The sequence below is a fragment of the Delftia sp. WSY_7 genome, assembly GCF_043104845.1.
GTDB classification, from domain to species: domain Bacteria; phylum Pseudomonadota; class Gammaproteobacteria; order Burkholderiales; family Burkholderiaceae_C; genus Comamonas; species Comamonas tsuruhatensis.
The window spans coordinates 43989-64515 of sequence record NZ_JBICLB010000024.1 but is presented as its reverse complement, the minus strand read 5'-3'; the positions used below and the strand labels follow the sequence as shown (position 1 = coordinate 64515).

Annotated in this window: 20 protein-coding genes; 13 read left to right on the top strand and 7 right to left on the bottom strand. The window is 68.8% G+C overall.

What is annotated here, in order from left to right:
• Window positions 1-3: 3 nt before the first annotated feature.
• Window positions 4-474, top strand: a complete 471-nt coding sequence (locus tag ACF8ME_RS10550; RefSeq protein WP_034397960.1) for a universal stress protein — start codon at window positions 4-6, stop codon at window positions 472-474.
• 25 nt (window positions 475-499) lie between these two features.
• Here ACF8ME_RS10550 and ACF8ME_RS10545 read toward each other — a convergent pair whose 3' ends face one another.
• From ACF8ME_RS10545 to ACF8ME_RS10530, 4 genes are all read right to left on the bottom strand, one after another.
• Entirely contained in the window at window positions 500-952 is a 453-nt protein-coding gene (locus ACF8ME_RS10545) for a hypothetical protein (RefSeq protein ID WP_012202483.1), read from the bottom strand.
• Window positions 953-1119: 167 nt separating this feature from the next.
• Window positions 1120-2340: a phospholipase A gene (locus ACF8ME_RS10540; protein WP_047219272.1), complete on the bottom strand. Its 1221-nt coding sequence runs from the start codon at window positions 2338-2340 to the stop codon at window positions 1120-1122.
• A gap of 88 nt (window positions 2341-2428) precedes the next feature.
• The gene (locus ACF8ME_RS10535; RefSeq protein ID WP_392416344.1) at window positions 2429-2935 is read right to left on the bottom strand and encodes a hypothetical protein; all 507 of its coding nucleotides are present in this window, start codon (window positions 2933-2935) and stop codon (window positions 2429-2431) included.
• A gap of 18 nt (window positions 2936-2953) precedes the next feature.
• Complete coding sequence (locus ACF8ME_RS10530; RefSeq protein WP_392416342.1) at window positions 2954-5023, bottom strand: ATP-dependent helicase; 2070 nt, start codon at window positions 5021-5023, stop codon at window positions 2954-2956.
• Between the two features lie 281 nt (window positions 5024-5304).
• Here ACF8ME_RS10530 and ACF8ME_RS10525 point away from each other — a divergent pair, with 281 nt between their 5' ends.
• The 9 genes from ACF8ME_RS10525 to ACF8ME_RS10485 all read left to right on the top strand — a co-directional run bounded on the left by ACF8ME_RS10525 (window position 5305) and on the right by ACF8ME_RS10485 (window position 12562).
• Window positions 5305-6063, top strand: coding sequence for a hypothetical protein (locus tag ACF8ME_RS10525; RefSeq protein ID WP_016450372.1), 759 nt, complete (start codon window positions 5305-5307; stop codon window positions 6061-6063).
• Entirely contained in the window at window positions 6060-6623 is a 564-nt protein-coding gene (locus ACF8ME_RS10520) for an ATP/GTP-binding protein (protein ID WP_392416340.1), read from the top strand. The genes ACF8ME_RS10525 and ACF8ME_RS10520 overlap by 4 nt, the downstream gene beginning before the upstream one ends.
• Window positions 6620-7021 (top strand): hypothetical protein, encoded by a 402-nt coding sequence (locus ACF8ME_RS10515; RefSeq protein ID WP_016450374.1) that lies wholly within the window; start codon window positions 6620-6622, stop codon window positions 7019-7021. Before ACF8ME_RS10520 ends, ACF8ME_RS10515 begins: the two co-directional genes overlap by 4 nt.
• A 93-nt stretch (window positions 7022-7114) precedes the next feature.
• The gene (locus tag ACF8ME_RS10510; protein WP_016450375.1) at window positions 7115-7474 is read left to right on the top strand and encodes a hypothetical protein; all 360 of its coding nucleotides are present in this window, start codon (window positions 7115-7117) and stop codon (window positions 7472-7474) included.
• Window positions 7475-7598: 124 nt separating this feature from the next.
• Window positions 7599-8549, top strand: coding sequence for an AEC family transporter (locus ACF8ME_RS10505; protein ID WP_392416339.1), 951 nt, complete (start codon window positions 7599-7601; stop codon window positions 8547-8549).
• A gap of 107 nt (window positions 8550-8656) precedes the next feature.
• Window positions 8657-10276 (top strand): glycosyltransferase family 39 protein, encoded by a 1620-nt coding sequence (locus ACF8ME_RS10500; RefSeq protein ID WP_392416338.1) that lies wholly within the window; start codon window positions 8657-8659, stop codon window positions 10274-10276.
• Complete coding sequence (locus ACF8ME_RS10495; protein ID WP_016450378.1) at window positions 10273-11277, top strand: glycosyltransferase family 2 protein; 1005 nt, start codon at window positions 10273-10275, stop codon at window positions 11275-11277. The genes ACF8ME_RS10500 and ACF8ME_RS10495 overlap by 4 nt, the downstream gene beginning before the upstream one ends.
• Before the next feature lie 2 nt (window positions 11278-11279).
• The gene (locus tag ACF8ME_RS10490; protein ID WP_017406517.1) at window positions 11280-11702 is read left to right on the top strand and encodes a GtrA family protein; all 423 of its coding nucleotides are present in this window, start codon (window positions 11280-11282) and stop codon (window positions 11700-11702) included.
• Window positions 11699-12562: a ChbG/HpnK family deacetylase gene (locus tag ACF8ME_RS10485; RefSeq protein ID WP_392416336.1), complete on the top strand. Its 864-nt coding sequence runs from the start codon at window positions 11699-11701 to the stop codon at window positions 12560-12562. Before ACF8ME_RS10490 ends, ACF8ME_RS10485 begins: the two co-directional genes overlap by 4 nt.
• A 183-nt stretch (window positions 12563-12745) precedes the next feature.
• Here ACF8ME_RS10485 and ACF8ME_RS10480 read toward each other — a convergent pair whose 3' ends face one another.
• The 3 genes from ACF8ME_RS10480 to hemE form a co-directional block, all read right to left on the bottom strand.
• Window positions 12746-13882 (bottom strand): asparaginase, encoded by a 1137-nt coding sequence (locus ACF8ME_RS10480; RefSeq protein ID WP_209672377.1) that lies wholly within the window; start codon window positions 13880-13882, stop codon window positions 12746-12748.
• A gap of 223 nt (window positions 13883-14105) precedes the next feature.
• Window positions 14106-16298 (bottom strand): primosomal protein N', encoded by a 2193-nt coding sequence (priA, locus tag ACF8ME_RS10475; protein ID WP_392416378.1) that lies wholly within the window; start codon window positions 16296-16298, stop codon window positions 14106-14108.
• A gap of 510 nt (window positions 16299-16808) precedes the next feature.
• The gene (gene hemE / locus ACF8ME_RS10470) at window positions 16809-17921 is read right to left on the bottom strand and encodes a uroporphyrinogen decarboxylase (protein ID WP_046987045.1); all 1113 of its coding nucleotides are present in this window, start codon (window positions 17919-17921) and stop codon (window positions 16809-16811) included.
• A gap of 177 nt (window positions 17922-18098) precedes the next feature.
• Here hemE and ACF8ME_RS10465 point away from each other — a divergent pair, with 177 nt between their 5' ends.
• The 3 genes from ACF8ME_RS10465 (at window position 18099) to paaI (ending at window position 20523) form a co-directional block, all read left to right on the top strand.
• Window positions 18099-19094 (top strand): tripartite tricarboxylate transporter substrate-binding protein, encoded by a 996-nt coding sequence (locus tag ACF8ME_RS10465; protein ID WP_016450384.1) that lies wholly within the window; start codon window positions 18099-18101, stop codon window positions 19092-19094.
• 167 nt (window positions 19095-19261) lie between these two features.
• A complete protein-coding gene (locus ACF8ME_RS10460; protein WP_392416334.1) occupies window positions 19262-20044 on the top strand; it encodes an enoyl-CoA hydratase-related protein in 783 nt (260 codons plus the stop codon).
• A gap of 11 nt (window positions 20045-20055) precedes the next feature.
• Window positions 20056-20523 (top strand): hydroxyphenylacetyl-CoA thioesterase PaaI, encoded by a 468-nt coding sequence (gene paaI / locus ACF8ME_RS10455; protein ID WP_392416331.1) that lies wholly within the window; start codon window positions 20056-20058, stop codon window positions 20521-20523.
• Window positions 20524-20527 lie beyond the last annotated feature (4 nt).

The window sequence follows — 20527 nt, the reverse complement described above, 5'->3', positions numbered from 1 at the left end:
CGCATGCTGAAGATCATGATTGCCGTCGATGGGTCCGAGCCCTCGCTGGATGCCGTGCACCACGCCATCTCCCTGGTGCGCCAGGGCCTGCAGGCGCATTTCGTGCTGGCCCATGTGCAGCAGGAGGCCTCGCTGTTCGAGCTGGCCACGCAGGACTCGGACATGATCGCCGCCGCCAGCGTGGACGCCGGCATGCACCTGGTGGCGCCGGCCGTGGCCCTGGTGCGGGCGGCCGGCATTTCCTACGAGGTGGAGATCGGCCTGGGCGAGCCCGCCGCCGCGCTGGCCGACATTGCCGAGAGCACGGGCTGCGAGCAGATCATCATCGGCGCGCTGGGCCAGGGCGGCCTGCGGCGCGTGCTGATCGGCTCGGTCTCGCGCGAGGTGGCGCGCAACAGCCGGCTGCCCGTGACCATCGTCAAGCATGCCGAGCCGCACGATGAAGAAGGGGAAGAGGACCTGGGTCCCGAGTGAGGGGGTGCCGGGCGCGCGCGGGCTTTCAGGCGGCCCGCCGTTGCTGGCCCTGATGGGACTGGTGCCGGCCTGCATGGGCGCCGTAAGCTCCGTAGGCACCATGAGCGTGCGCATGCGCGTGGGGTTGCAGCTTGCCGTGCGGCAGGCTGGCCAGACGCTGGAACATGCGGCGGCAGTAGCCGCGTATGCCCAGGCATTTGTTGATCTCATCCACCGGCAGGGGCCCGGAGACCACGACGATGCTGTCGGCCTGGTCCCAGTCGCCGGCCGCGCGCAGCCGCCTGCGCGTGCACAGCGCCCAGGCATGGATGCGCGTGGGCGAGCCATGCTCATGGACCTGGCCCGTGACCAGGTCGAAGGCAATGGCCACCAGCTCGGTCCTGAGCCGGCAGCGGCGCTCGCCCGTGATGGCACTGGGCGTCTCGCGCATGTCGTACAGGCAGTAGCTGCCGGCCTTGAGCTGGTATTGCAAATCCATGGCGGACCTCCGCGGTTCGTTCTGGGGCGGGTTTCCGGGCCTGTGTGGAAAGGCCCGGGGCATCGGCGCATTCTGACGCATGGCCCCGGCCGCTGGCAATGCAGCCAGCGGGGCGGGGCTTCCCCGCGAAGGGCAAGCGGCAAAGCGTGCCCGCGAGGGCCGGCCTTCTAGAAGTCCAGAAGGCTGAAGCCCACGCTGAGCACGGTGCGCTTGTAGTTGTAATCGATCAGGCTGTCACCGTATCCGCTGAAAAGCTGGACATGCAGGCGCAAATTGCTCTTGCCACCGTTCCATCCTTCGCCTAGGGTGCGCAGCCATTCGACGCGGCCGGAGCCGCGGCCCTGGCCCAGCGAGCCGCGCGCAGTGAAGCCCAGATAGTTCTGCGCATTGACGTTCCAGCCCAGTTTCACCTCGCCCCGGCCTATGTAGTCCTGGATGCGCGGGTTGTCGTCGTGCTCGGCGCTTTCGCGGATGCGCTGCCAGGCCTTGGCGTGCAGCTGCCAGCGGTTGTCCAGCTCGAAGCCGGTCATCAGATACCAGCGGTTCCAGCTGCGCGACAGCGGATCGCTCTGGCCGTTGGACTGGTGCACCAGTCCCACGCCGCTGTAGCGCCAGCGCCAGCCGAAGGGCAGCCGGGCATCGGTGGGGTAGACGTAGAAGATCTCGGGCTCGTGGTCCGTGTTGCGGAAGGGCCGCGAGATGGCGGGGCTGAACAGCTGCCAGTACGACTGCTGGGTGTAGCCGACCCACAGCGAGTCCTTGCCCGCCGAGGTGCTGCCGGTCAGCAGGCCCTGGGCGACCTTGGTGCGCACCGACAGCTGCACGCGCATTTCCTCGGTCTTGTAGGGCTGCGACTGCGCAGGGTCCTTGCCGGGCGTGGTGGGCTGCCGGTTGACATGGTCGGCCGTCACCACGGACACGGACATGGGCCGATAGCCGCGGAAGCTGAAGGTGCCGCAGTCGCTGCCCGGTTCCAGCTCGAAGTAGCGCGACAGCTCGCTGTAGCGCGGGTCGCGGCAGCCGCCGTTGGTGGGGGTGGTGGGCAGCGCCAGGCCCTGGCCGCTGTCGGCCGTCACCACGGGGGCGGGCGTGGGCAGGGCGCCAGGATCGGCTGCGGCGCTGGCGGCCGGAGCACTCCAGCCGGTGGCTGGCGGCGCGGTCAGCGGTTGCTGCTGCTGTGCCCAGGTGTCGAAGCAGGCCAGGCGAGACTGGTTGTCCGTGGTGGCGGCGCACTGGCGCCAGGCGTCCTCGGACAGGGGGCGGGGCGCTGTCTGCGCCTGGGCGCCGAGCCAGGGCGTGGCGCCCAGGCCCATGGCCAGGGCCCACTGCAGGGGTGTCGGCGTGCGGCTTGGGCGCTTGCGGCGATCCAGGTGTGGAGGATTCGTCATGGCAGGGGTCCGGTGATGGAAGGAGCGAAGAGTAAGGGGTAATGAGTGAAGAGGCAGCAGGGGGCTCGTGTGCAGGCTCGGGGGCCGGTCAGGGCGCGAGCTTGCGCAGCACGAAGGGCCGGGGCGCGGCATCCTCGCCTTCGAGGTAGTTGCCGCGGATCTCGCGGGCGCAGCTGCCTTCGACGACATCGCCCAGCCAGGTGGCGGTGATGCGCTTGCCGTCGGCGCTTTCTTCCAGCGTGATGTGGTCATCGGCCACGTCGCCGACCATGGGCCGGGTGTCTGCGCCGCGCGCGATCGTGCCCTTGACGTTGCCCTTCCACTGGGGGTGCGGTCCCAGCTGCAGGCGCACGGGCTGGGCCTGGCCTTCGACCGTGCCGGTCCATTCGCCCTGCAGCTGGCTGTCCTTCATTTCCTCGCCCTCGGGGCATGAGAGAGGGGGCTGTGCGGAGGCTGTGCGGGCGGCCTTGGGTGCGGCCTTGGTCTGGGCGGTGGACTGTGGGGTGGGCTGTGCGGTGGGCTGCAAGGCGGTGCTGGAGCAGGCGGCGGTCACGGCCACCAGCGCCAGGCTGAGAACGGGGCGGTAAAAACGCATGCGGTGTCTTTCGGGGAATCAGGAGTCGGCGGGCGTGGACTGCTGTGCCTTGAGCGCGAACTCGGCGCGCAGCTGGCGCAGCTTCTCGCGCGGGTCTTCGCGCGAGGTGGCGGCGTCCAGGCCCATTTCCTTGATGAAGCGGCTGGGCAGGGTGGAGACCATCTCGCGGCCCTTCTTGCGGCGCTTGGTCCAGCTCACGGCCAGCGATCGCCGGGCGCGCGTGATGCCCACGTACATGAGGCGGCGCTCTTCCTGCAGGCGCTGGGCGGTCTCGTCGCTGACCTTTTGCTGGCGGCCATCGTCGTCGTCGAGCTTGAAGGGCAGCATGCCCTCGGTCACGCCGACCAGCATCACATGCGGCCATTCCAAGCCCTTGGAGGCGTGCAGCGTGGACAGGATGACCATGTCCTGCTCCTTCTCGCGCTCGCTGATGGTGGACAGCAGGGCGATGTTGCGCGCCACCTCCAGCAGGCTCTTGACCTCGGTGTGCGTGGTCGTGCCCGCCGCATCCTCGATCTGGCCGCCGGCGCGCTGGGCCATCCAGTCGCAGAACTCCAGCACGTTGCTCCACCGCGCGGCGGCCACCGATTCGCTGTCCTCGCTGTCGTAGAGGTACTGCTCGTAGCCGATCTCCTTGAGCCAGTCGAGCATGAAGCCGCGCGACTGCTCGGCGCCCAGCGTGTGGCGGGCGCGGTATTCGAGGTCGTTGATGTAGCGGCCGAACTCCAGCAGGCTGTCATGCGCCTTCTTGGGCAGGGCCGCTTCCAGCATGTGCGCGAACAGGGCGCCGAACATGCTGAGCTTGTGCTGCGAGGAAAACTCGCCCAGCTTGCCCAGCGTGGTGTGGCCTATGCCGCGCCTGGGCGTGCCGATGGCGCGCAGGAAGGCGGGGTCGTCGTCGTTGTTGATCCACAGCCGGAACCAGGCGCACAGGTCCTTGATCTCGGCGCGGTCGAAGAAGCTGGTGCCGCCCGAGACCTTGTAGGGAATGTTGGCCTTGCGCAAGGCCTTCTCGAAGGGCTTGGCCTGGTGGTTGGCGCGGTAGAGGATGGCGAAATCCTTCCAGTCCGGCGGCGGGTTGCTGGCCGCGCGCAGGCTCTGGATGCGGGCCACGGCGCGCTCGGCCTCGTGCTCCTCGGTGTCGCAGTCCACGATGCGCACGGGCTCGCCTTCGCCCAGCTCCGAGAACAGCGTCTTCGGATAGAGCTTGGGGTTGGGCTGGATCACGTTGTTGGCCGCACGCAGGATGGCCGAGGTGGAGCGGTAGTTCTGCTCCAGCTTGATCACCTTGAGCTGCGGGAACTCCAGCGGCAGCTTCTTGAGGTTGTCCAGCGTGGCGCCGCGCCAGCCGTAGATGCTCTGGTCGTCGTCGCCCACGGCCGTGAAGTGGGCCCGGCTGCCCACCAGCAGCTTGAGCAGCTCGTACTGCGTGGCGTTGGTGTCCTGGTATTCGTCCACCAGCACATGGCCCAGCAGGCGCTGCCATTTCTCGCGCACCTCGGCGTGGTTCTTGAGCAGGCGCATGGGCATGCCGATCAGGTCGTCGAAGTCCACGCTCTGGTAGGCGGTCAGGCGCTCTTCGTAGCGCTGCATGATCAGCGCCGTGCTGCGTTCGTTGTCGTCCTGGGCCATGGCCAGGGCCTTGCGGCTGTCCCAGCCGGCGTTCTTCCAGTTGCTGATGGTCCATTGCCACTGGCGCGCCGTGGCCAGGTCGGTGGTGCCGCCCGAGCAGTCCTTGAGGATGCCCGTCACGTCGTCGGCATCCAGGATGCTGAACTGGGGCTTGAGGCCCAGCACATGGCCGTCCTCGCGCACCATGCGCACGCCCAGGGCGTGGAAGGTGCAGACCAGCACATCCTTGGCCTGTCGGCCGATGAGGCCGGCTGCGCGCTCGCGCATTTCGGCCGCTGCCTTGTTGGTGAAGGTGATGGCTGCGATGCGCCGTGGCGCCATGCCCGTCTCGATCAGGCGTCCGATCTTGTGCGTGATCACGCGTGTCTTGCCCGAGCCCGCGCCGGCCAGGACCAGGCAGGGGCCTTCGGTGTAGTGGACGGCCTGGAGCTGGGCCAGATTGAGTCCTGCGGACATGGGTGCGTTGCGCGGGGAAAGGCGTGAAAGTGAGGGAAGCGGGAGCATACCGCTTCGGGGATCGGGGCCGTCCGGGCAGGTGTAAGCACCCTTGGAATTCGGCGACAAATCTCGCGACCCGCGGGGAGCTGTCTGTGGCTGTACAGCCACCGATAGAAAAGTTCACATTGATGGGTGTGATCGTTGAGCGAAAACTATCGAAAATATCAGTGCTCGCCTATATTTGCTCCAGGCGACCTCGATCTGTTCATTTCCCGCTGCTATCCGGGGAGGCGTTGAAGTTGGCTCGCACTACCGATGAGATTGGCCTGGCTGCCGAGCTGTGGTCGCCGCTGCTCAAGCAGCGTTTTGAGACATTGTTTGCCGTGGCGTCCCGCAAGTCGCTGCGCGGCTGGCGGCAGGTGCCCCTGGTCAGCGCCCAGGTGCTGGTGGTGGACGGCAGCCTGCCCGTGCCCGAGGCGGCCGGATGGCTGCCTTGCGTGGTCTATGTGGGCGGTGTGCCCCAGGGGCAGCACCTGGAACGCACGCCCCAGCGCCTGGCCACCTATCTGGATCTGGATTTCACGCTCTCCGACCTGATCGACATGCTGGACCGGGCCGCCGTCTTTCTCATGGACTGGACGGTGCGCCAGCAGGTGGCGTCCTCGCAGACCCTGGTGCGCGCGCTGGATGACCTTCGGCAGCAGGCTGAGGGCTGCCGCTATCAATTCCGGCTCAAGGCCTGGGTGGCGCTGCCCGCGCCCTGGAACAGTGCCGAATCCCTGCGGGCCCTGGCCATGCTGTGCCGTGGCCCGATGGATGTGGCCACACTGTGCGAGCACAGCGGCATGGCGCCTGCCGCCGTGGCCGAGCTGCTGCGCCACCCCCGGCTGCGCGGCACGCTCGATTGCAGCCTGAGGCCGGCCCGTGCGGACGATCCGACGCCGCTGGGCGGCCACCGCGCGCAGGCGCACGGGGCTGCCACTGCCGTGGCGCCAGGCCTGTCGCGCCAGTGGGTGCAGCGGCTGACCGGCTGGATACGCCGCGGAGGGCAGGCATGAGCATGTGGATGAGCGACCAGCCCGGTGCGGGACTGGTGCGGGTGAGCCTGATCGGCCCCATGGGCATCGGCAAGACCACGGCGCTGCGCAGCCTGTGCGGAGCGCTGATGGCCGCAACGGATGTGCCCAATCTCGACCGGGCCGCCCATTCCAAGGAGTTCACCACCGTGGGCGCGGAGTTCGGCGAGATCGATCTGGGCGAGGGAATGCGGCTGCAGCTGGTGGGCAGCCCGGGCCAGGACCGCTTCGACTTCGTGCGCCGCTGGGTGCTCAATGCTTCGGTGGGCGTGCTGCTGATGGTGGATGTGCGCGATGCCTCGGCGCCGGACTATGCCGCGCAGCTCCTGTCCGAGATCGCCACCTTGGAGGTCGAACCCCAGGTGCTGCTGCTCAGTTGCCGTGACGCCAGCGAACAACAGCAGGAGGCGTTCAGCACCGCCTTGGCCGATCGAGGTCGCGGTATAGTGCCTGTCATCCAGGCGGACCCCCGTGACCGGCAGCAGTTGCTGGATGCGCTGGGGGTGCTCGTTTCCTTGCTTTCCTTGCAAAGTCAGGCATGAAGACACCAACGCATCCCCAGATTTCCTCCACCGTGATCGAAGCTGGCCAAGTTGCACTCAATCGCGTGGTGGCGCCTCTCGAGGGCGTGCATATCGCCTTGCTGTGCACGCCCGATGGTTTCGAGATCACGGCCCTGCGGGTCAAGAGCGAGCTGCCGACGGAGCGCCTGTCTGCCATGGCGGGCTCGCTGATGGCCATGGCAAAGGCCGTGGCCGCCGAGATAGGCCACAAGTCCTGCCACCGCCTGACCTTCGAGACCGAACTGGGTACCGTCCTTTTCCAGGCCGTGGGCGGCAGCCACCCGGCCATCCTGTGCATGGTGGTCGATCAAAGCGCCCTGCTGGGACGTGCGCTGTGGGCCGCGGGCGAAGTGGCCGGCGATCTGTCCCGTCTCTGATCCCCGTATCCGATTCAAGAGTTTTCTCCCCCGAGGAGCGGGCGCGATGAGTCCATCGCATCGCCTGCCCTTGCTATTTGAAAGAGGTGGCATATGGCTTCGATACATGATTCTCTGAACGGCCTGCTGGGCATCGATGGCGCCCTGTGCGCAGCCCTGGTGGACAGCACCAGCGGCATGCTGATGGGCAGCGCGGGCTCCGGCCTCGACATGGAGCTGGCCGCCGCCGGCAACACGGAGGTGGTGCGCGCCAAGCTCAAGACCATGCGCATGCTCAAGCTGGACGATGCCATCGACGACATCCTGATCACCCTGACCCACCAGTACCACGTCATCCGGCCCGTGGCCGCCCATGAAGGCGTGTTCTTCTACCTGGTGCTGGACAAGAGCCGCTCCAACCTGGCGCTGGCCCGCCGCAAGGTGCAGGAGATCGAAAAGGACCTGGCACTCTGAGAGCGCCCGCGCTCTTGCCGCCAGACCTGCCGGAGACGGATTCCGGCAGGTTTTTTTTCGCCCGCCGTCACCGGTGCGCCACGGGCGCGCAGCGTACGCGCCGGCTTGCTGCCAGAATCGCCGCGTGCTGTCCGTCCTGCTGATCACCTTCCCCTTCTTCGCTCTCGTGGCCTGCGGCTTCGCAGCCACCTGGCGTGGCGTGCTGCCGCAGGCGGCGATACCGGGGCTCAACGCCTTCGTGCTGTATTTCGCGCTGCCCTGCATGCTGTTTCGCTTTGGCGCGCAGACGCCGATCGCGCAACTGCTGGATGTGGGCGTCTCCGTGGTCTACCTGCCGTGCGCGCTGCTGATGGTGGGCGCCACCGTGGCGCTGACCGTGCGGCGCGTGGGCTGGAACGATGCGGCCTTCGGCGCGCTGGTGGCGGCCTTTCCCAACACCGGCTTCATGGGAGTGCCCATGCTGGTGGCGCTGCTGGGCGAGCGTGCGACGGGCCCGGTCATCGTCACCATGGCCATCGACATGGTGGTGACCACCTCGCTGTGCATTGCGCTGTCGCGCCTCGGAATGCCGGGCGGGCACGGTGTGACGGTGGCATTGCGCCGCGCGCTGGCGGGCATGGCCTCCAACCCCATGCCCTGGTCCATCGTGCTGGGCGCAGTGGCGTCGGCTGCGGGCTGGACGCTGCCCGGCCCCATCGACCGCACCGTGGCCATGCTGGCGGGCGCGGCCTCGCCCGTGGCGCTGTTCACCATAGGCGCCGTGCTGGCGCGCTCGCAGATGAACAGCCATGAGCGCGTGGCCGCGCGCGATTACGTGCCCATCGCGCTGGCCAAGCTGCTGGTCCATCCGCTGCTGGTCTGGGCCGTGGCCCGCGCGGCCATGGCGCTGGGCCTGCCGCTGGGTGAGGAGGCCTTCGTGGCCCTGGTGCTGCTGGCCGCACTGCCCAGCGCCAGCAATGTCTCGCTGCTGACCGAGCGCTTCGGTGCGCATGGCGGGCGGGTGGCCCGCATCATCCTGGTGTCCACGGTGCTGGCCTTCCTGAGTTTCTCGGGTGCCGTGGCGTTGATGACCTGAGCAGGTCCGAGCGGCAGGCCTGGGCAGGCCCGGTCAGTCCAGGCCTGTCGGCAGGCTGGCGCTCTCTACAATCGCGCCCATGTTTTTCACCACCTTGACGGGATTGCATGAAACCCTCCCCCTCTGTCCCGGCCGGCGCCCCCACGGGCGCGGGCCTGCTCTGGATGGTGACGCTGGCCTGCCTGCTCTGGGCCCTGGTGTCCTGGCTGGCCAATGGCAATCTGGACGGCTACCACGACATGCTGGAGAACTATGCCTGGTCCCAGCCGCTGCAGCTGGGAACGCACAAGCACCCGCCGTTCTTCGCCTGGGTGGTCGGCCTGTGGTTCATGGTGTTTCCGCAGAACGACGCCTTCTACCGCCTGCTGTCCTATGCCAATGTGGGCGTGGGCCTGTGGGGTGTCTATGTGCTGGGCCGGCGCCTGGGGCTGGCGCGCCTGGCGCCGCTGGGGGCGCTGCTGCTGCTGTGGTGCTTCCCGTATACGACGCTGGCCGGCAAGTTCAACGCCAACAGCCAGCTGCTGTCCCTGTGGCCCTGGGCGGCGGCCCTGCTGCTGGCCAGCTGGCAGGAAAAGGGTGTGCGGGGCCTGACCTTCAGCGTGGCCCTGGGCGTGGTCTCGGCCGCCTGCATGCTCAGCAAGTACTACAGCGGCGTGTTCCTGGCCGGTTTTCTGCTGCCCATCCTCCTGGTGCGCGAAGGTCGCCAGTGGCTGCTCACTCCCAGGCCCTATGTGGCGCTGGCAGCCTTTGGCCTGGCGCTGGCGCCGCATGTGGCCTGGATTGCCCACCACCAGTGGGTGACGCTGGGCTATGCCATGGACCAGGGCGGCGGGCAGGTGGTGTGGGGCTATGTGCTGCGCTTTGCGCTGGCGCCCATCTTCTACTGGCTGCCGGCCTGGCTGGCCGTGTGCCTGGTGTATGGCTTCATGCAGGCCCGCCAGCAAGGCGGTGGCTGGCTGCGCTGGAGCGCGCGCTTTCTGCGCCGCAGCTGGGCCTGGCAGGGGCGGGGCGACACCTTGTTCTGGCTGGCCCTCATGCCCTGGCTGACGACGCTGGGCTTTGGCGCCACCGGCGTGGTGGAGCTGTCCACGCCCTGGGCCATTCCCATCGGCTATGCCTTCGTGCTGCTGTGGCTGCGCAACCTGGACGCCGAGGCGCCTGCCGCGACGCAGGCCGCCCTGGCCGCGCTGCGCCGCGCCTGGTGGCCGAGCCTGGCCGTGGTGCTGGTGATTGGCGTGGCCGCGGGTTGGGGCAATGCGCGCAAGAGCAGTTCCGACTACTACCGGCCCGCGGCCGATGCGGCCCAGGCCATCGTGCTGTCCTGGAACCAGCGCCACCCGGAGCAGCCGCTGCAGTGGGTGGGCGGCGACTGGGCGGAAAACGCCATGCTCTCCTTCTATGCACAGCCGCATCTGCGCACCATCCCCGGCCTGCCCGACAGCGAATATGCGCGTGTGCTGGCGCTGCCGGACTGGCGCCGCCAGCCCGGCCTGCTGCTGTGCCCGCGCGGCCCCGTGGCCGGCGAGCCCGGGCCGACCGCGAAATCGCGCGATTGCGAGCGGCAGGCGCAGGCCTGGCTGGCGAAGCTGGGCCTGCCGCAGGAGCCGCGTGTGCTCACGCTGCAACGCTCGGGCTGGCGTTTTCCTGTGCCCACACCTTATGCGTATGCGGTTTTTGATGTGTTGCCGCGCGCGGGCAGCCAGCCCGCTGACAATGCTGGCCTATGACCGAATTGCATGCTGACATTGCTCCGGCCGCTCCCAAGGGAATGCTGCCGCGCGCGCCGCTGCGGCTGAGCTGCGTGGTGCCGGCCCACAATGAAGAGGGCAACCTGGAGGCGTTCCTGCGCGCCCTGGACGCGATGGTGCGCACGCTGACGCCCGACTACGAGCTGATCGTCGTCAACGATGGCAGCCGCGACGCCACGCACGAGATCGCGCTGCGCATGGCGCAGGAGCTGCCCGTGCGCTACCTGGCGCTGTCTCGCAACTTCGGCAAGGAGGCGGCCCTGTCGGCCGGCATAGACCATGCGCGCGGCAATGCCGTGGTGCTGATCGACGCCGACTTCCAGCATCCGCTGCAGATGCTGCCCCAGATGTGCGAGCTGTGGCAGTCCGGCTACGACATGGTCTATGGCGTGATCGCCGACCGGGGCGCCGAAAGCGGCGCCAAGCGCGTGGGCACCAATCTGTTCTACCGGCTCATGAATGCCGGCAACCTGGTGAAGATCCCGCCCAATGCCGGCGACTTCCGCTGGCTGGACCGCTGCGTGGCCGACGCGCTCAAGGCACTGCCCGAGAGCCACCGGTTCATGAAGGGCCTGTACGCCTGGGTGGGCTTCAAGGCGGCGGCACTGCCGTTCGTGCCGGCCGACCGCACGGCCGGGGCGTCCAGCTTCAATTTCCGGCGCCTGGGCTCGCTGGCCCTGCTGGGGCTGACCTCGTTCACCACCTTGCCGCTGCGCGTGTGGAGCATCGTGGGCGGGATGATCTCGCTGGCGGCCCTGCTCTACGGGCTGTGGATCACCATGGAGACGCTGATCTTCGGCAACCCGCTGGACGGCTGGCCTACGCTGGCGGCCAGCATCATGCTGTTCTCGGGCGTGCAGCTGATGTCCATCGGCATCCTGGGCGAGTACATCGGCCGGATCTATGACGAGGTCAAGCGCCGTCCCACCTATCTGCTGGCGCGCGACGAGGACCGCAGCCCGCTGGCGCCGCGGGAGTAGCCATGCACGATGTGATCGCGCAGCTGCGCCGCCTGCCGCAGGCGCTGCAGTTCGTGCTGGTGGGCGGCTGCGCGGCCGCCACGCACCTGGCCGTGGTCGCCCTGCTGGTGCAGCTGGCGGGCATGGCGCCGCTGCATGCGAATGTGCTGGCCTTTCTCGTGGCCTTCGTGGTCAGCTACAACGGCCATGCGCTGTTCACCTTCGTGCAGACCCAGGCGCGTGGCCGGGCCGTGGTGGCCAAATACTTCGCCGTGGCCTGCGTCTCCTTCGTGGCCAATGAGCTGCTGTACTGGGCGGCCCTGCACTGGCTGCACTGGCACTATTTCTGGAGCCTGGCCCTGGTGCTGGTGCTGGTGGCGGTGGGCACCTTCGTCCTGGCCAAGTTCTGGGCCTTTGCGGCCCCCGGACGCAAGGAATCCCCATGAACACCATGCCTGCCATAAACGGGGAGAAGTCCCCGGCCAGAACCGTCGTCCTGTGCGCCGACGACTATGCGCTGCACCCCCTGGTCGATGAAGCCGTGGAGCAGCTCACGCTGCAGGGCCGGCTGTCGGCCACCAGCTGCATGACCACCTCGCCGCACTGGAGGCAGGCGGCCAGGCGCCTGCCCGCGCTGCGCCCGCGCCTGTCGCTGGGCCTGCACTTCAACCTGACCGAAGGCCATGGCCTGCAGCCCTCCTCCGGCATAGGGGCGGTGATTGCGCGCGCCTACGCAGGACGGCTGGGCAGCGCCGCCATGCGCGACGCCTGGCGCCGCCAGCTCGACGCCTTCGAGGACGCGCTGGGCATGGCCCCCGACTTCATCGACGGCCACCAGCACGTGCACCAGCTCCCCGGCGTGCGCGCCGCGCTGGTGCAGGAACTGCGCCAGCGCTATGGCGACAACGCCGACGACCTGCCCTGGGTCCGCTCCACCACCCCGGCCGGCCAGCTCTGGCGCGACCCCAAGGCCGCCATCATCGCCCTGCTCGGCGGCTGGACCACCACCCGCCGCCTGCGCCGCCAGGGCGTGCCGCTCAACCACGGCTTCGGCGGCGTCTACGCCTTCGACAAGCCCACGCCCGAAGGCTATGGCCGCCACATGGCCCAATGGCTGGCCCAGCTGCAGCCCGGCAGCCTCATGATGTGCCACCCCGCCACCGCCCCCGTCCAGGGCGACGCCATAGGCGCCCAGCGCGCCGTCGAATACGCCTACCTGCGCTCCGACGCCTTCGCCCAGGCCCTCGAACAAGCGCACTGCCACATCGCCCAAGGCCCCCTCACCCCGCTGTTCACATCGAACTAGCAAGCGGCAATAGAAAAAGCCCGGCCAAAAATGACCGGGCTTTCAGGGCGCAACGCAAAAAACCGACGCACCCCAAGGCGAGAGACACCGAGGAAGGGCCGCCCCGCACCGAGGGTGTCGTCCCCCTCCCCCGCGAAGCGGGTAGAGAGGGGGAAGGCGCGCCAGCGCCTCAGGGGGTGCCTATCAATACTCCCAGAAGATGCGCTGCAGCTGCTTCGTGTCCTGCGTCTTGGTCAGGGCCACGGCGGCCAGCAGGCGGGCCTTCTGCGGGTTCAGGTCATGGGCGACGACCCAGTCGTACTTGTCGTCGGGCTGCTCGGCGTTGCGCAGCACGAAGCCGGCCGGCACGCGCGAGCTGCGCACCACGATCACGCCCTTTTGGCGCAGTTCATTGAGCTTGGGCACGATGCGGTCGGCCACCGAGCCGTTGCCCGTGCCGGCGTGCACGATGGCCTTGACGCCGGCCTTGCCCAGCGCGTCGATGGCCGTGGCGGGCACGTTGCCGTAGCCATAGACGATGTCCACGGCGGGCAGGTCGGTGATCTGCTCGATGTTGAACTCGCTGCCCCTGGTGTGGCGCTTGACGGGGGCGCGGAACCAGTAGGTCTTGCCCTCGACCACCATGCCCAGCGGGCCCCACTGGCTGGAGAAGGCATTGGTCTTGATGTTGGTGAGCTTGGCCACATCGCGCGCGGAGTCGATGTTGTCGTTCATGCTGACCAGCACGCCCTTGCCCGCCGAGTCCTTGGAGGCGGCCGTGGCCACGGCGCCCAGCAGGTTCAGCGCGCCGTCGGCCGAGATGGCCGTGCCGGGGCGCATGGAGCCGACCATGACGATGGGCTTGTCGGTGGGCACCACCAGGTTCAGGAAGTAGCCGGTCTCCTCCAGCGTGTCCGTGCCGTGGGTGACGACGATGCCGTCCACGCCGGGCTGCTTGGCCAGCTCGTTGACGCGGCGTGCCAGCGTCAGCAGTTCCTTGTTGGTGAAGCTTTCGGAGGCGATCTGGAAGACCTGCTCGCCAGAGACGTTGGCGATGTTGCTCAGCTCGGGCAGGCCTGCCAGCAGCTTGTCCACGGGGACCTTGGCGGCCGTGTAGGTGGCGCTGTTGACGGCGCTGGCGCCCGCGCCGGCAATGGTGCCGCCCGTGGCCAGGACGACCACGTTGGGCTTGCCGGCCTGTGCGGCGGGAGCGGGTGCAGGGGCGGTCGCCGCGGCGGGCGCTGCGGCTGCGGGGGCCTGGCTGGCGCCGGGCTGGGACGCGCAGCCTGCCAGCGCAAGCGCGACGGCCATCAAGGTCATACGGAAGGGGGTGAACGGCATGTATCGCTCCTGGAAAGGCATTGAATGATCCAGCCTTGTGGGCTGAATGCGGCACGATGCAATAAACATGCCCCGCCTGCATCAGCGCAAATCCCGATGGGAGCCGTGCGGCGGATGCGCTAAAAGCGCTTCCGAAAAAGGAGCGGTGAACGCTTTGTGGGATTGCACCAAAGGCCTGAAAGGCTTGAGGTTTTTTGGGGCCGTTCCAGAGGCTGTGCCACGTTCAGATGGCCAGCGGGTCCACGTCCACCAGCCAGCGCACCAGGGCGCGGTGCTCGGGCTGTGCCCTGATCCAGTGCAGATGCGCCTGCCAGGCCCAGAGAAAGCGCAGCAGGGCGGGCCGCTGGGCCGACTCGATCAGCATCTGCGCCCGCTCCACATTGGCCACGCGCTGGACGGACATGGGAATGGGCGGGTAGAGAAACACATCGTCCACATGGGGCAGGCCGGCCTGGCGCGCGGCTTGGGCGGCGGCGGCCAGAAAGGCCTGGGCGGCCTCCTGGCTGCGCGCATCGGCCCGCACGATGGCCTGGAAGGCAAACGGCGGCATGCCCGCATCGCGCCGCTCGCGCAGCTGGCGCGCCGCAAAGGCAGGGTAGTCGTGCGAGCGCAGCGCGGTGTAGACGGGATGGGACGGGTCATGCGTCTGTATCCACATCTCCGGATGGCTGCCCTGGGCGGCCACGTAGTGCGCGTCGCGCCCTGCGCGGCCGGCCGCCTGCATCAGCAGGCTGAACAGGCGTTCGGGCGCGCGGTAGTCGCTGGAAAACAGCGCGCTGTCGGGCTGCACGGCGGCCACCAGGGTGATGCGCCGGAAGTCATGGCCCTTGGCCACCATCTGGGTGCCGACCAGCACATCGATGTCGCCGGCATGCACCTGGGCCAGCTGCTCCTCCAGCGCGCCCTTGGCGCGCGTGGTGTCGGCGTCGATGCGCGCCACGCGGGCAGGCTCGCGGTCGGGGCGCTGCACGTTGCGCAGCAGGCGGGCCAGTTCTTCCTCCAGCTGCTCCGTGCCCTTGCCCAGCGGCAGGATGTCGGGATTGCCGCAGCCGGGGCAGGCCATGGGCACGCGCTGGGTGTAGCCGCAGTGGTGGCAGCGCAGCGTGCGGTCGGCCTTGTGGAAGACCTGGTGGGCACTGCAGTGCGGGCAGTCGCTTTTCCAGCCGCAGTCGGCGCAGAACAGCACGGGCGCGAAGCCGCGGCGGTTGAGCAGCACCAGACTTTGCTCGCCGCGCTGCACACGCTCGGTGATGGCATCGATCAGCGGCGGCGAGAACACGGCCTTGCGCGGCTGCTGGCCCATGTCCACCAGGCGCACGCGCGGCAGGGCGGCCGCGCCGATGCGGCTGGGCATGTGCAGGCGCAGGTAGCGGCCGCCCTGCGGCTCGTCGGCATTGGGCGGGCGGCTGGCGTGCCAGCTCTCCAGCGAGGGCGTGGCGCTGCCCAGGATGACCTTGGCGCCGGTATCGCGCCCGCGCCAGATGGCCAGGTCGCGCGCCGAGTAGCGCGCGCCTTCCTGCTGCTTGTAGCTGGCGTCGTGCTCCTCGTCCACCACGATCAGCGACAGCCCCGGCAGGCTGGCGAACACCGACATGCGCGTGCCCAGCACGATGCGCGCCGTGCCCGTGTGTGCCGCCAGCCAGCTCTTGAGCCGCTGCGGGTTGGTCATGCCGCTGTGCATGCTGACCACGCAGGCCGCGCCATACTGCGGCGCAAAGCGCGCCAGGAAGCGCTGCTCCAGCTGGGGCGTGAGATTGATCTCGGGCACCATCACCAGCACCTGGGCGCCGGGGTCGGCATCCAGCGCGGCCTGGGTGGTCCTCAGGTAGACCTCGGTCTTGCCGCTACCCGTGCTGCCGTAGAGCAGGAAGGGGCCGGGGTGGGCGGCCACCTGCGCGAACACATCGGCCTGCTCTGCGCTGAGCACGATGGGGGGAATGTCTGCCGCCGCCGCTGCAGTCGCAGCCGCGAGGGGCTGCGCTGCCTGCACTGCCTGCGTCGCCTGTGCGGCCTTGGACGCTTTCTTGGAGGCGGTCCTGGGCGGCCTGAGCCGGCGCGCCAGTTGCTCGGCCGTCATGTCGCGCAGCTGCGGCGGCAAGGCCGTCACGGCGATCTCGCCCACGCTGCGCTGGTAGTAGTAGGCGGCGAAGGCCACCAGCCGCCGCCAGGCCGCCGGCAGCGGCGCGATGCCCTCCAGCACGGCGCAGATGGCGCGCAGCTCCACGCCTTCGGGCACGGCGGGCGGCTGGGCCGGCGCGTCCCAGACCACGCCCAGCAGTTCCCGGCGTCCCAGCGGCACGCGCACCAGGGTGCCCGGCTCCAGCGGCTGCTCGCAGGTGTAGCTCAGCAGATCACCCACGGCGCTGTGCGCCGGCGTCTGGACGGCGACATGGACGGTATGGGCGGGAAGGGGCATGGGAAGAAAGCGGGGCCTGAAAACGCTGGCGCCGTAGGGCACGAACAGCGGCAACAAAGCCGCCAAGCATAAGCCTTGGGCAGCGTCCGAGGCGTGGGAAGCGGCGTTCTACACCAGACATCCCGGGCGGTGGCTACGGGTTTCTGGGTATATCGCCAATTTCTGTGGATAACTTTGTGGGGATTATTCGGATCTATGGCCATCCCCCCATTTGTCTGACCTTTCCGAGTGGTGCATTCTGAAAACGGTGCTATCAAAAAAAATCTTCAAAAACAACGGCTTATATCGATATGTCGCCCGCGTTCAGGCGCGGGTGACAACTGTGAGTCCTAAGACCTCGCTCAGATTTTTCTGTGCATAAGATGGTCTGTGGCCATCTTGTGCAGCAAGCGCCGGCCGGGCGCGCGGACTGTGGACAGCGCGGCCCAGCCGGGCCGGTGGCTGTCACGGCAGGGGGCCGGCGCTGCGCTGGCATCCGGTCCTGCGTGTGATGAGGAGCAGGGCGGGCGCTCAGCGCTGGCGCATGGCGCGCGAATGGCCGTGGACGGCCTCGACCAGGGCGGCCACATGCTCGGGCGGCGTGAACTGGCTGATGCCGTGGCCCAGGTTGAAGATGTGCGTGGGGCCCGTGGTGGTCCTGTCGGTGTGCGGGGCGCCGAAGCTGTCGAGCACGGCGCGCGCCTGCTCGGCCACGCGCTCGGGCGGCGCGAACAGCACATTGGGGTCGATGTTGCCCTGCAGCGCCTTGCCGGGTCCGCCCACCTCGCCGCCGACGATGGCGCGGGCGCGGGCCAGGTTGGCCGTCCAGTCCAGGCCCAGCACCTCGCAGTCCAGGTCCTTCATGTCGGGCAGCCAGATGCCGCCGCCCTTGGTGAAGACGATGCGCGGCACGTCCTGCCCATCGACGCCCGTGCGCTTGAGTCCGGCCAGCACGCGCTTCGTGTAGGCCAGGCTGAATTCCTGGAAGGCGCCATCGGCCAGCACGCCGCCCCAGCTGTCGAACACCATCACGGCCTGGGCGCCCGCATCGATCTGGGCGTTGAGGTAGGCGGCCACGCTGTCGGCGTTGACGGACAGGATGCGGTGCATCAGGTCGGGGCGCGCATACATCAGGCTCTTGACCAGGCGGTAGTCGTCGCTGCCCTTGCCCTCGACCATGTAGCAGGCCAGGGTCCAGGGACTGCCCGAGAAACCGATCAGCGGCACGCGGCCATCGAGCGCGCGGCGGATGCTGGTCACGGCGTCGAACACATAGCGCAGCTTGTCCATGTCGGGCACGGCCAGCTCGGCCACGGCGGCCTCGTCGCGCACCACCTTGGCAAAGCGCGGGCCTTCGCCTTCGGCAAAGGACAGGCCCAGGCCCATGGCGTCGGGCACGGTCAGGATGTCGGAGAACAGGATGGCCGCGTCCAGCGGGAAGCGCTCCAGAGGCTGCAGCGTGACCTCGGTGGCGTAGTCCACGTTGGTGGCCAGGCCCATGAAGCTGCCGGCCCGGGCGCGCGTGGCCTTGTATTCGGGGAGATAGCGGCCCGCCTGGCGCATCAGCCACAGCGGCGTGTAGTCGGTGGCCTGGCGCCGGCAGGCGCGCAGGAAGGTGTCGTTGGTCAGGGGGGCGAAGCTCATGGTGGGCGATTGTCGCCGAGTCGGCTTCGCCAGGTTGCCGCGATGCCCGAGCAGCGCAGGGCGTCTTGCCCCGGGTTAACCCTGGTCAATATCGGCGGCAACGGGCTTTTTGAGGCCGCTACATTGTGCGGCGTGCGTTCCGCACGGGAATCCGTCCATGCAAGGAGAGAGTTTGCGATGCAGCGAAGAACCCTGACCCAGATCCTGGCCCTGGCACCGGCCTCGGCCGTTTGGGCTGCCAGCGGGCTGGCTGGAAGTGCCACGGCGGCCGAGCCGCTGTTTCCGGGCAAGGCGCCGCTGCGCATCGTCGTCGGCTACCCGCCCGGTGGCGCCACCGACCGCGTGGCGCGCATCGTGGCCGACAAGCTGCAGGCGCGCGTGGGCTCGCCCGTGGTGGTGGAGAACAAGCCCGGCGCGGGCGGACGCCTGTCGGCCCAGTATGTGAAGAACGCGCCGGCCTCCCAGCCCGCGCTGCTGCTGGCAAACCCGGCCGTGATGCTGGTGGCGCCCCTGGTGTTCCCCGACTCGGGCTACGACCCCGACAAGGACTTCCGCCCGGTCAGCGAGGTTAATCGCTACGAATTCGGCGTGGCCGTGGCCAGTGCCGTGCCCGTCAGGCAGCTGTCGCACCTGCTGGCCTGGCTGCGTGCCAATCCGCAGCAGGCCAACGTGGGCGTGCCGGCCACGGGCAGCCTGCCGCACTTCTTCTCGCTGATGCTGGGCGAGGCCGCCAAGGTCCGGACCGAAACCGTGGGCTACAAGGGCTCGGCCCCGCTGCTGACCGACCTGGTGGGCGGCCAGGTACCGCTGGCCATCGACACCTTCGACGTGCTGCTGCCCCAGCACGAGGCCGGCAAGATCCGCGTGCTGGCCGTGTCGGGCGAGCGCCGCAGCACCATGGCGCCGGACATCCCCACGCTCAAGGAATCGGGCCTGAACCTGTCGGGCATGGGCTGGAACACCTTGTTCGCGCCCCAGAGCATGGCGCCCGACATTGCCGAGCGCCTGTCGCGCATGGTGCAGGAGATCATGAAGGAGCCCGACACGCGCCAGAAATTCGAGGCCAGCCGGCTGACCCCGGTCTCCAGCAGCAGCGCGCAGACGGCCGAGATGCTCAAGGCCTACCGCGCCCAGTGGACGCCGGTGGTGCAGCGCTCGGGTTTCAAGCCCTGAACCTTCGACAAATCGGCCCGTGAGGGCCTTTTTTCATGGGGCCTAGGGTTTCCTCGGTGCCTGGGCGCTTGTGGTGGAAAGGGTCTGGCGACTAACATTTACCGACCATTCGGTAAATTATGTTTGATCTGCCGCATAAAGACGGCAGACAGGCCACGGAGACTTCCATGCCCCCATCGCTGGTTCTGGTTGAGCAGCACGACGCCGTCCGCACCCTGGTGCTCAATCGCCCCGACGCGCTCAACAGCTTCAACGCGCAGCTGCACGAGCAGCTGCTTTCGGCCCTGGAGCAGGCCGCCGGCGATGCCTCGGTGCGCTGCGTGGTGCTCACGGGCGCGGGGCGCGGCTTTTGCGCGGGCCAGGATCTGTCCGACCCCGAGGCCGCGCCCGACCAGAACCTGGGCGACCTGATCGAGCGCCGCTACCAGCCGCTGTGCCTGCGTCTCAAGTCCATGCCCGTGCCCGTGGTGGCCGCCGTCAACGGCGTGGCTGCCGGCGCGGGCGCCAATATCGCGCTGGCCTGCGACCTGGCGCTGGCCGCACGCTCGGCCAGCTTCATCCAGGCCTTTGCCAAGATCGGCCTGGTGCCCGACTGCGGCGGCACCTGGCTGCTGCCGCGCCTGGTGGGCCGTGCGCGCGCCCTGGGCCTTGCGCTGCTGGGCGACAAGCTGCCTGCGGCCGAGGCCGAACGCATCGGCCTGATCTGGCGCTGCGTGGAAGATGCCGATTTGCGCAGCGAGGCCCAGGCCCTGGCGCAGCGCCTGGCCGCCATGCCGGTGCGGGCCCTGGCGCGCACGCGGGAGGCCATGGACTCGGCCCAGCTGCTGGACTACGAACATGCGCTCACGCGCGAGGCGCGCCAGCAGGGCCAGCTGGGCGCAGCCCACGACTACCAGGAGGGCGTGGCCGCCTTTCTGGGCAAGCGGGCTGCCGTGTTCTCGGACCGCTGAGGAGCGGCGCCATGCAAGACACCCACACCCCGGGCGAGGCCGCCCAGCGACTGGCCGAGCAGGTGCGCGACGGCATGCTGGCGCGCGACCGCGCCGCGCAAGGCCTGGGCCTGCGCATCACCGAGATCGCGCCCGGCACGGCGCGCATGGAGATGGCCGTGCGCGACGACATGCTCAATGGCTTCGACATCTGCCACGGCGGCTTCATCACGGCGCTGGCCGACACGGCCTTTGCCTATGCCTGCAATGCGCGCAACGAGATGACGGTGGCCTCGGGCCTGAGCGTGGACTTCGTCGCGCCCGGGCGGCCCGGCGACGTGCTCACCGCGCAGGCACGCGAAGTCTCGCGTGCAGGCCGCACCGGCGTCTATGACGTGCAGGTCACCAACCAGCGCCAGGAAGTGATCGCGCTGTTCCGTGGCCGCTCGCACAGCTTCAAGGGCCGGCCCACCGTGCCCGGCCTGGACCAGCCCGTCTGAAAAG